Below are 11595 nucleotides of genomic sequence, written 5' to 3'. Positions count from 1 at the left end.
GCTAGATAAGGAAAACCCTAAAAGCTAAAATAGCCTTTAAGGCTAGCAGGTAGGCTCAAGCCTACTTTTCCTTTTAGTAAACGAGGTTGAATATAGCTTGATATGTAGTTATTGTGGGACAGAAGGATTAGAAGATAGCTGCTCTTTTTGTGGAACTAATTTAAATGTAAAAAGACCCAAACTAAAAGAATTTGTGGTCTTAGAGGACGTTGAGAAGTCTTTTAATGAACTTTCATGCTTTCATACGTATGATTTGTTAGCTTTACTGCGTTTAGTACGTAAAGAAAGGATAAAGGCTTATGATTTGATGCTAACGCTTAAAAATGTTGGTAAGAGCCCTCAAATTGACCATGTAATAATAAATTATTCAGAGGAGCAATATGGGCTTTATATGAAGCGTATGAAGGTTATAGAAGGTATTTTAATAGAGAGTATGAGTTATAAACCTCAACAAGTAGATGATAAATTGTTAGCGAAATTAGCTGAAAGGCTACAAAAAGAGCAGAAAAACAGAGAAGATATTGACATTGTTGAATGTAGTATAAAATGAGAAAAACCGCTCATGATTTGGATGACAGGCGGTTTCTCAAACATAGAAAGGGACTAATTCCTGCCACATAAAGAGAGGAATTAGTATGGAAAAAAGTGAAAATAATCTATCTTTAGGCAAGATGTTAGACAAAGCTAATAAAAAAACTCGATTCAAGAATATTCAAAATGAAAATTACTTAATCATGAAGAAATGGAATTTGCAAACGAATTGCAAGTTAAAGCTAAAAGAATGAAGCTTGTGCCTGATCGTAAAATCAAGAATAACACTTTTTTTGTTCAAATTATCCAGCATAATTTCAGCTATTTAAGAAAAGAAGGTTATCTAACTTTGGCTGAGAAAGGTTTTTTAGTAGATATTTCAGAGTTTGTAGGTTTTTCATCGAATTGTATAGTCGATGATGTGAAGAAGAACGACCCAATTTCTTTAAACCAATCTGATTTGGCTAGGGCTTTAGAAGAGGAAAGAGACATTATATTAAACAAAGATGTATATCATATACAGCTCAAAAACAGAAAAATTCCCCTATCTAATTGTTCAGTGAATTTTTCGGGGGAGTTTTTCTGTAACGCAATCTTATTTTTGATGATTTATCCATCTTGAGTAGTTTGCTCAAAGACTGCAGCTATTATGTAATGTTTTTATATTCCATAATACCCATAAAAAAAACAGAAATCCTCCCGGCGGTAGGAGCTTTTCTGTTTTTTAGTAAATACATATCAGTCAGGGAGGTGAACTGTTCTGCTTAAACTAAACAGTATGTTTCCTTCATTCTATGTAAATAAATCTAAAAGGTTTACATATCCATAAAATTAATTTTACTGGTTATATACAGTTAATGAGTTTTTTTTATGGTTAAAGAATATCCGGAGCATTTTCACTTTCTATACATATCTTAAAAGTATTAAGCATATAGGGGGTGAAAGTATGGGCTTTGGAGGTTATGGTGGCGGTTGCGGCTATGGTTACGGCGGAGGCGGCTGTGGTTTTGGTAGTGGTTTCGCTTTAATTATTGTGCTGTTTATTTTATTAATCATTATCGGTGCTTCTTGTTTTGGTGGCTTTGCCGGAGGTTGCTAATGTTTTAAAATTATTTTAATTTTAAAAAGCTAGTTCTATGCTAGCTTTTTTATTTAGGTTTGATCGGTGCAATATGTTCTAGTACAAGTAAAGAGAAAAATGAATACAATAAAGGGTTCTTCCAACGACTATGGAAGAACCCTTTTAAGGTAAATTCTTTTATCGACCATAATTTTGATTTTTGTTAGCAGAAGCTTGAGCATTTTGGCGTTTAACGTGCTGTACGTCAGTCTCACTAGCAAATTCCGTACCGTACTTGCCAGAAGATGTTTGAGCGTTTTTTTTGCTTCACATGTTGTACATCTGTTCCTGAGGCAGTCTTGTTGGAATATTTATTGTTTTCCATTACTATCACCTCCACAAGAATTAATATATCCAAGTGTTTGTTCAGTATCTTTAAAACATAAGTTTATCGTAAGATAATTCATGATTTTAGTTTTTTATCATGATATTATACTTAATGTAAAGAGAGATTCCAATCGTCTATATGAAAAGAAAAAGACAGGAATTTACCCTGCCAATTTAAATGTACACCCGTTTAGAATATAGATTTGATTTTACTAACGTTAAGAAAAGTTAAATTGATGGTTAAAAAAAGTTCAAATTCATTTCTAGGATTCTTTTAATTGTTTAATGAAATTTGATTTTGCATATTCAAACAGCTCTATATCTAACGCATTGTGATTTTCTATTTTCTTAATGATTTCAATAGGTACTTCATTAAGTGAAGGGCGAGATCTTGTCACATTCATCTTTTTATACTCAATATTTCCCCACTTAAATTTCTTCTTTAGTAACAGAAGCGATTCGTTAAACATTTCTGTTATTCCTACTAATTCAAATTCCATTAAGTTTTCTTTCGCTTTTTCTACACTTAGTTGAGATTCTCCCCCACAAATTTGTTGAGTTTGGCCATTTTTAGCTTGAGGGTCCCAATCAATGTAGTCTTCAAAAGACATATGTTTCATTTTCTCTTCATAGTACCCTGGATACGATTTTAAAAAATAATATAATGATACGACACGCTCAATCGGGTGACGCATCATACTAAAATAAACATAGGGCTTAGAAAAAATTTCATGTATTCCATAGAAGTGATGGCCGGATACTGCTTTTAGTGTTTTTTTATCTTCTTCTTTTAATTGGCTAAACTGTTTATTCATCTCTTCTAAAGGAATATGATCGTATATCTCATTTTTAGAGTAGGACCTTTTAAAAATATTATTAAGCGTTGTCCCTCCTGTTTTAGGAATGTGCATAAAGATAACAACTTTTCTCTCCATTCTAAAGTGTACTCCCTTCTATACGATAACCGCTTACAATAGTGAATGCTATCTATAAGTAATGATATATTATATGCATCTTTTATGATGAATAAGATTAATACGCATACATAAAGTGCAAATAGACGGTTTCTAAGGCATCCTTGCTATTATCTTTTGTCACTTAACCAGAGTGTCAAAAAATATTTTTCTCAGAGAAGAAACCAAAGTTTATGTGTTCAAAGTAAGATTCCATCAAATAGACAAACGTATTATTAAAAGCTGCCTCCCCTGTAAATTCCCCTTCAATTCTATATAAGATTGTTTATCAATAATAAATTCCTTCTGGCAACTAACCATAAAGTTTCGAAATTCAACATTTAATCATTAAAAATAAATTATAAAAGCAGCAGGGTTTTCTGTAATGCACAAAAAATCCTGCTGCTTTTATAGTTTAAGTTACATATTAACCGCCAAAAATCTTACTCCAGAATCCTTTTGGTTTTGAATCTAGATTTTCTTGGGCGGCCGCGATCAGTTTTTTTGTATCGCTAATTTCACGTATAGCACTAGTCAATTTTTCGTCTCGTTTTTCTAGGTTGTTTTCAATATATTTGTCTTGATGGTCTAGCTTTTCTGTAAGTTTCTTTATAAGACTTCCTTGTTCATCTAACCGCTGGATAAGTGCTAGTTGAAATTGCTCATCTTTTTCAGAGCGATTAAGCAATTCTTGAACTTTATCTTCAAGAGATTCTACTTTCTTCTCAAGATTCGATTGAACTTCAACTGCTTCGGGCACAATTTCACCTTGAAGCCATTGATTTATCATCTTATAGCTCCAATTTTGTTCTTGAATTCTTTTTTTTATTTCGGTTAATAAATCAATGTTTTGTTTGTTATATCTTCTATGTCCGCCTTCTGTGCGTTGAATTTGGAGGTTGAACTCTTTTTCATACAAGCGAATAAGATCCACACTTAATCCAGTTAGCTTTACTGTGTCTTTTAAAGTATAAACTACTTCATTCTCATTTTTTTCAAGCATTTTTCTAGAATTCTCCTTTCTATATAAAAATCTAGATGAACCTTGAAGTTGATATATCGATATTAACGGCGATTCTAGAATGTAGTTGTACGAGATATTATTCAAGCTTTACATTTCTAGTAAAATTCTATTAATTACTTTATATTCCTGTTTTTTATGTATATTTTTTCTTTTGTTTCACTAAGCTTCTTATTCTTCCTTTTCAATTCTAGATGAAAACATGAACTTTGCAAGAGTAAAACTGTTTATTTTAATCGTAGATAAATTACATATGTAGCTCAAAAAATAATTTAAGAGTCAACCATTGCCCCTCCTTAATTAGACTTTTGTTTTACCGGATGTCTCCAAAAAAATGAGCTTCATCAGTTAAGAAATATCTTTGATGATGAAAATTCAAATCCTTCCCTTTCCTATAATTGAAAAAACTAGAATGTCTATAGAGCTTGATGTAAAAAGGTTTTAGATAAATCTAGAATGTACTTTCTCTAGCTTTAAATCAAGATCTTTGTATACCATATTGAGTATTCTTTACAAAAGAATATAAGCGTTATATCCCTTCCTTTTATCAATCTATCGCAGTGATTTAATAAAATTCCTTTTTTTATTTATACAATTCTTATAGAAGTATTTTATTAATGTGAAACTAACATTAATTTTCTCTAAGTTATTTAGACCTTACAATGAAAGCTAGAATATAATGAACATTGATAATAAAGCATTTTTAAAGAATCTAGAGTAAACTTCCGCTAGAATTTAATCAAGAATAATAAATCTAATTAAATTCTAGATGATTTTGCAAGAAATCCGTTCTTATACAATCGAGGTATGGCCGTTAAACTATAGATTTATAATACATGGAGAAACTATTGCCATAACATTTCCCTTTTTAAAACAAGTAAATTCCAAAATGTGAACCGTGAAGTTTAACTAAAGTTCAACTTCACGTTTTTTTCTAAAAAGAACTAAAATAAAAATGAATTTAAGTTCAACCTATAAGGTGAAAATACTGATATAAAGGTATTTAATTAGGAAATAAGTTGAACTTAATTTCAAGAAAGTTTTTCATTTTGTTTTTAGATATCGCTTAAACCGATATAAAGCGTGGCGGCTAGACAATCCAAAGTAATAAATAATGTGTTCGTTGGAATATCCCTCATAAATTTTCTTTAGTATACAGCTGTTTCGAAAATGAGTAGATCTTACGATCGCTTTTATGCCAGAACGTTTAACTTCTCTTTCAATCATACGTTTTGTACCAATTACACTAATCCTTTTAGGTTGACTTAAACTGTAATCATACCAATAAACCATTTTTTGAGGGTGAAAAGAAATAAATAACGGATCATTTGTATAATCTCTAGGTCTAAATAACAAAGGGATCGTTGATAAATAATTATATATGATTTTCTTGTCATGTTTAGAAAGCTCCAAGGTGCGTTTTGTTTTATTATTGTCAATCGTTAATGTATTCTGTGCAAAGTTAATGTCTTTTATAGTTAAAGATACAACTTCATTAATGGTAAGACCGTAACGGAGCAGCAGGATGAATATAGAATGATTACGAGGTCCTATATATTTATGTATCTGTAACTGAATATCACTTAAATGTTCGTCACTTATAACTGAATCTAAAAGAATCAAAGTATCAGATTGAGTTATAAAATCAGTATCAGTTAATTCTCGTTGTTTTTTTGTTGTTGCTTGTAAAAGATCAATATCACTTGTGAGGTTATAATATTTCAACAATCCGTTTAAATGTGATGCTACACGTCTCAGATTAGCTTCTGACAAGTTTTTTTCTTTTAGATAGGTGAAGTATAATTCGTAATATTTCTTGTCTCCTGGCAAAGTTTCTGGAGGTATATTAGGGTGATAACGATTTAACCATTCAAAAAACTGCTTTAGATCATGCTTATACATTGAAATTGTAGAAGTTTTCTTTTTAGAATCGACTAAATGAGACAGGAAATCCTGAAGTAAAATAAAGTTATCCAAATAAGACACATCCGATCTTTTAGGTAAATTTAATATACTATTATTGTAACAAAAAATGATAACCAAGCTTACTAAATGTATTCTGTATATTAAATTTACCTATCCATAAAAAAACATGTAAAAACTAAGCCTTTAAAGCTCTGTTATTTACATGTTTTTTTCAATATTTAGTTTCTATTTAAAACTTTGCTTTGTAAAAAATCTTTATAAATCTTTTTTAATTCTTTATTTTTAAAGTCCTTAACAAGTCTTGGCTCTAGACCCAATTTTTCATGGTTTTTGAAGTCTTCTTTCATATTTCGAATGACTTCTTGTAAGCCAGCTTCTTCAGCTTTTTTTACTTCTTCTTCAGTGGGTTGATCTGAACTTAAAATCAGCATTCTTTTTAATTCTTGAAACTGAAGAAGCCTCTCTTCAAATTCTATTTGAGTTCCAACCTCTTCAAGGAACAATTCTTGCTTCTCTTTTAATGTAGACTCGTTAAAAGTTTCTTGTTTTTCTCTAGCTGCTACCATAAAATCTGGAACTAACTCTTTTTTTGCAATCTTTTTAGACTGAAGGAGCTTTGATTCGTGTGAAAGCTTGGCGTAATCCTTTTGAATCGCTTTTACTACGTAGGAATGAGGATGAGTAACATCTCCAGTAATCAAACGATCTTGTGTATATCTAATATTTCTTTCTAGATGTTCTTTTGTAAATTCTGATAAAAGCCACTCTATTTTTTCCGGTTTGACTCCTAAGTCCACTAAATCGTTTTGAACACTGTTTTCGTGATCTTCTAACTCCACTAAGTGTTGATTTAATTCTAGTTTTTTTTCTTTAATAGCGCTAGCATCATTCAACGCGGGTGAACTAGTAATGATAAATTCTATGGATGTTACTTTTCTACCGGTTTTTATTTCTACGAATTCAAAGTGGATATCCGTTTTATTATTAATTTCTTTTTGAGCTACTGCTAATACTTTACTTTTAAAATGGCCATACTGTTTATACTTAGTAGGTTCAATAGCTAAAAAATGACGTAATTCTTCAAGAGTCAGTTCCCTTTTTCGCAAGCGCTCATATTGCTTAAGCAGCTCATAAATACGAATGGAATAGACCGAATTGAGTCTCACTACATTCTCTAATTGATACGATGTGAATTTTTCCTTAAGCTCCAAAAACAGATACTTTAAGCTAGGATGAAATTGTAATGTTATGTATCCTTCGTTTTCTTCATAAATAGACGTAATTACCCAGTTGTAATTTCTTTGTCTGCCTTTTTCTTTTATCGTAAGAATTTTTGTTTGAAGGCCATTCACAATTTCTTTTAAATAAGAGTAAAAACCCGTTCCTTTCTTATTGCCTACGATTTCGATAAAGTCTTTAGCCCGAAATCTATAGGTCTTCAACGTTTCATCATTAGGCTGCACTTTAGAAGCCATGATTAAAAGAATTCTTTGCTCTTGTAAAGACAATTTATATGTACTCTCAATGAGGATGTTTGATTTAGTTACCCAATTTTTTATATTTATACTTTCCAGATCATATGGTTGAACGACAGTCGTTTTCTTCATAAAATCCCCCATATTTTTCTAAACTATCACTAAAATATCATAAAAGTGATACTGTGTAAATTGCATGTTAAATAGCAACCTGTCCTTAGAAATTAAATATCACGCAAAATTAGTGATACTTCATGAGGTTTGTTAACTTTAGAAACCTTACTCATTCTTGATTTATTAAACTCAATCTTCATTTTAACACGCAAAATTGGTGATAGTTGAGGCATGTCTGCATTTTCAACGCAAAATTAGTGATACTTAAAGCACATCTAGATTGTCCACGCAAAATTAGTGATACTTAAGCCATATTTGCATTTTTCACGCAAAATTAGTGATAGTTCGCGCAAAATTAGTGATAGTTTCACGCAAAATTAGTGATAGTTTCACGCAAAATTAGTGATAGTTCGCGCAAAATTAGTGATAGTTCGCGCAAAATTAGTGATAGTTTAGGCTTATAAACGTTGTAATATCAGTGTCTATGGGCTCTCTAAAACAATAAAACAATAAAACAAATATATAAAACAATATATAAAACAGTAAAACAACATAAGAAAGTAGCTGTTTTTTTACTTTATAACTTTAAAGATTAATAATTAAGTAAAGGAATCCATTTGTAGTGAGGTTTTTAGAATATTAGCAGTATATCCCAGCGAAGAAATTTTTAATCATATGTAAAGTAAAATACGGAGGTTTTATGAGGAGTTCACGAATTCTTATTGAATTATAAGATTAATAGACGGTATAATAGAGTCACCAAAACAGTGCGGAATATAAAAAGACTCCAACGTGTGCAAGTGGTGCGCCAACACCCTTACACCGTTAACCCTAAAACAGCTAGGGGAAACACCTGTCGAAGTCCTAATACATAAATTTAGTTACGCCTTTATTTTATCGGATAATTAGATTTATTTCAAGGGCGTAGTCTATCAAAAAATCCGACATCGTTTTCCTATTTCCTTGGGATGCGATGTCTTTTTTTGTTCCTGAAAAGGAGAGGATAGACTAATGTCTACTACGCGTATGCTTACGACAGAAGAATTTGATTATATGAAAAATTATCAGAGTTTCATCGAAAACCGTTCTCAACATCAATCAATGAAACGAAAATTACTTAAAGAAATTATCAACCTTTACGGAGAGAAATTTTACCGTCTCCACGAAGGAACTAGAAAAGCTTTAGACCGGCTTTGTTGGTTTGCTTCAGAAAAAGGATTTTGCTTTCCTGGTAGTACATACTTAGGTAAGACATACGAAAAGTCAAAAGGAACAATTGATCGTCATTTAAAAGAACTTCGAAAACAAGGGCAAATTGTTACTGTATATCGTCGCTGTCCTCGTAATAACGGAAAGGGAAATCCAGTACACTTATTTGTGAACCACCCTTTTTTTAATCATTGGGTTAAGTATTTACAGCTTGACTTAGAATCTAATGTTGAAGCAGATGTTAAAGCAGAAAATACTGAGAACGCTTGGGAGAGTAAGAATAAAGACACAAAAAAACAGTCTACCTATAATTTATCTTTAAAAGATTTAAATAAATATATACGTAATAAAGTGAATATTAAACTCTCGTCGGATTATGTACCGTCTTATATACCGAAATCTTTTAAAGATGCTGTAAGACCTTTCTTTTCATATGCAGACGATATTTATGAATTGTGGGGAAAAGTTCGGTTAGCCCACAAAATGAGCTGTTTAGAAAGGCCGTTAGAAGATGTAATTTCCCTCGCTATTCAAGCATTTAAAGAGACAGTTTTTGCTTATAAAAGAAATCGTATAAAGAATAATTTTGCAGCGTATTTTTTTGGAACAGTTCGGGGAATATTTGTTATTGAGCGTAGAAAAGAAGTTCAGCGAAACGGTGATAGTAAGCTGTTTTATAACTTTTTAGACTCCTAAATTAGAAAACAGATAATATTATTTATACATATTTTAAGTCAGAATGAGTGTTGTTACGATTTAACAACCTGAAAAACTTTATCTCTGTACCCAAAATAAGACGGGTCTATATACACATTTCTATTGGTACTTTACATATACTGTTACGATTTATTTTGTTATCAGAGGTGAGTAAATGCCATATGTTAATCGGTTTTTAACCAACGCTAATGGGGCTGTTACATTTACAGGAAACACTTTTGGCTTAAATAAGCAAGCCAATGCTAATGCTCCTGGAACAGCAGGATCAATAGGAACTTTTTTCAGTGTAAACCCAAGCTCCATAGATGGATCGTTTCCTACAGGGACTACGGCAAATTATCTGCAAAACTCTTCTAGTGCAGTTTTAAGGCTCCCATCTACCACTACTCAAATTCTTTATGCAGAATTAATATGGGGTGGAAGCTATCTTTATGGTGGAGAAGATGTTAGCGCAGCTTTAAATAACGCTGTAACTTTTATTACTCCTACCAGAACAGTTAGTGTACAGCCAGACACGGCTACACGTTTTACCTTAACAACTTCAAGCTTTTATTACGTGCGCAGCGCAAATGTGACAAATTTGATTTCTCAAGCAGGGATGTATGCAGTATTAGGAGTTCCAGGAACACAAAGTACAACAGAAAACAATGCCAATGCAGCTGGATGGACATTGGCCGTAGTGTACGCTGACCCTTTACAAAAATCTCGTAACTTATCCATTTTTGTTGGGGCAGAATTAACAAGTTCAGCTACGGGAAGCTCTACGGCAGCTGTAACTGGATTTGGTACGCCTATTACAGGAACAGTAAATGGTAGATTATTAGTAAGTGCTATTGAAGGGGATTCAGCTATAGTAGGTGATCAGCTCCAATTTGGCCCTACGGTTGCAGCATTGCAACCAGTTTCGGGACCGAATAACCCTATAAATAACTTTTTTGCTTCTCAAATTAATAATGATAGTGGTGTATTAGATACAAGTGGACAATTTGGCAGTTTAAATAGCACACCGGGAGGCAGCTTATCCGGTGCGAGGCAGGGGTGGGATATTACCAATATTGATGTCTCAGCTCGTTTATCAAATAACCAAACCAGTGCCGTTGTACGTGGAACGACGAGTGGAGATACTTACGTTATTAGTACTTTAGCCCTCCAAGTAGATATTAATGCACCTGTTTTAAATGTATCAAAGTCTGCTAATGTTACATCTGCTCGAACAGGAGATATTATTACTTATACAGTCCAAGTAAGTAATACTGGTACAGCTTCGGCTAATGTTTTAATAGCTACAGATCCATTGTCTTCAGCAACAACCTTCATTCCTAATAGTTTGCAAGTGGATGGCGTTACTCAGACAAATGCAGATATCCGAAATGGTCTGTCACTTGGTACATTGAGTATTAATCAAACTCGGGTTTTGACATATCAGGTTAGGGTAGCTGGTCCCCTAACATCAGTCTCTTCTCTTGGTAATCAAGTCTTTATTAATTACCAATTTGAAAGTACACCAGGAAATGTATTAACAGGATCAGGTGCTTCGCCTGTCAATAGTGTAACAGCTATTAACACGCCTCCTACAGTTCCTAATTATACTGTTACAAATCCAGAGGATACTGTAGCAATTGGGACAGTCATTGGCAGTGATATTGATGGGAATCCTCTAACTTATCGTGTTGGTACGAGGCCGACTAATGGAATAGTAACTGTTAATCCTAATGGCCAATTTGTCTATACCCCAAATTTAAACTTTAACGGAACGGATCAATTTACAGTTATTGTAGACGATGGGCAAGGAGGAACAGCTACCTCTGTAGTTACCATAATCAATACGCCTGTAAACGATAATCCTGTTACTCAAAATTATGCAGTTATCACTAATGAAGATACCCCTTTAGTTGGTCAGATACAAGCTACAGATGTAGATGGTAACTTACTTACCTTCCAATTACAATCTCCACCCACAAACGGAACAGTTATCGTAACTAATAGTGGAGCTTACACGTATACCCCAAATTTAAATTTCAACGGAAGCGATCAGTTTACCGTGTTAGTCTCAGATGGTCAGGGAGGCACGGCGGTTTCGACAGTAACAGTGACAGTAACGCCGGTGAACGATGCACCGACGGTGCCAAACTACACGTTCAGCACGCAAGAAGACAGCCCTGTGGTAGGAGCAGTAGTAGGAACCGATGTGGATGGAAACAC

10 protein-coding genes and 1 pseudogene are annotated in these 11595 nt (G+C 32.9%); 5 read left to right on the top strand and 6 right to left on the bottom strand.

Annotated features, from left to right (window positions below):
* The first annotated feature begins 97 nt into the window (after positions 1-97).
* The 3 genes from AC2YJL_RS27415 to AC2YJL_RS27405 all read left to right on the top strand — a co-directional run bounded on the left by AC2YJL_RS27415 (position 98) and on the right by AC2YJL_RS27405 (position 1630).
* Positions 98-550, top strand: a complete 453-nt coding sequence (locus tag AC2YJL_RS27415; protein WP_230932246.1) for a hypothetical protein — start codon at positions 98-100, stop codon at positions 548-550.
* Between the two features lie 192 nt (positions 551-742).
* The gene (locus AC2YJL_RS27410) at positions 743-1153 is read left to right on the top strand and encodes a hypothetical protein (RefSeq protein ID WP_230932245.1); all 411 of its coding nucleotides are present in this window, start codon (positions 743-745) and stop codon (positions 1151-1153) included.
* 324 nt (positions 1154-1477) lie between these two features.
* Positions 1478-1630, top strand: coding sequence for a YjcZ family sporulation protein (locus AC2YJL_RS27405; RefSeq protein WP_088568305.1), 153 nt, complete (start codon positions 1478-1480; stop codon positions 1628-1630).
* 171 nt (positions 1631-1801) lie between these two features.
* Here AC2YJL_RS27405 and AC2YJL_RS27400 read toward each other — a convergent pair.
* The 5 genes and pseudogenes from AC2YJL_RS27400 to AC2YJL_RS27380 form a co-directional block, all read right to left on the bottom strand.
* A pseudogene (locus AC2YJL_RS27400) lies at positions 1802-1976 on the bottom strand (gamma-type small acid-soluble spore protein); the annotation flags it as partial.
* 265 nt (positions 1977-2241) lie between these two features.
* Positions 2242-2913 carry a sulfotransferase family 2 domain-containing protein gene (locus tag AC2YJL_RS27395; RefSeq protein WP_088568392.1) on the bottom strand — a complete coding sequence of 224 codons (672 nt, stop codon included), beginning with the start codon at positions 2911-2913 and terminating at the stop codon, positions 2242-2244.
* A 445-nt stretch (positions 2914-3358) separates the two neighbouring features.
* Entirely contained in the window at positions 3359-3934 is a 576-nt protein-coding gene (locus AC2YJL_RS27390) for a DUF3967 domain-containing protein (RefSeq protein ID WP_060746195.1), read from the bottom strand.
* 1062 nt (positions 3935-4996) lie between these two features.
* Positions 4997-5938 carry a tyrosine-type recombinase/integrase gene (locus AC2YJL_RS27385; RefSeq protein WP_230932244.1) on the bottom strand — a complete coding sequence of 314 codons (942 nt, stop codon included), beginning with the start codon at positions 5936-5938 and terminating at the stop codon, positions 4997-4999.
* 158 nt (positions 5939-6096) lie between these two features.
* Entirely contained in the window at positions 6097-7485 is a 1389-nt protein-coding gene (locus AC2YJL_RS27380) for a replication initiation protein (RefSeq protein WP_230932243.1), read from the bottom strand.
* Positions 7486-8478: 993 nt separating this feature from the next.
* Here AC2YJL_RS27380 and AC2YJL_RS27375 point away from each other — a divergent pair.
* Positions 8479-9372, top strand: coding sequence for a helix-turn-helix domain-containing protein (locus tag AC2YJL_RS27375; RefSeq protein ID WP_230932242.1), 894 nt, complete (start codon positions 8479-8481; stop codon positions 9370-9372).
* A 150-nt stretch (positions 9373-9522) separates the two neighbouring features.
* On the opposite strand, the gene AC2YJL_RS27370 is transcribed toward AC2YJL_RS27375, so the two are convergent.
* Positions 9523-9696 carry a hypothetical protein gene (locus AC2YJL_RS27370; protein WP_487375080.1) on the bottom strand — a complete coding sequence of 58 codons (174 nt, stop codon included), beginning with the start codon at positions 9694-9696 and terminating at the stop codon, positions 9523-9525.
* A 268-nt stretch (positions 9697-9964) separates the two neighbouring features.
* On the opposite strand from AC2YJL_RS27370, the gene AC2YJL_RS27365 reads away from it, so the two are divergent.
* Positions 9965-11595 (top strand): cadherin-like domain-containing protein (locus AC2YJL_RS27365; RefSeq protein ID WP_487375079.1); only part of this gene is annotated, 1631 nt, incomplete at its 3' end.

The organism is Priestia sp. SRI_019 (genome assembly GCF_057586255.1).
The sequence above is the reverse complement of the archived record's forward strand: the minus strand, read 5'-3'. Positions and strand labels throughout refer to the sequence as shown.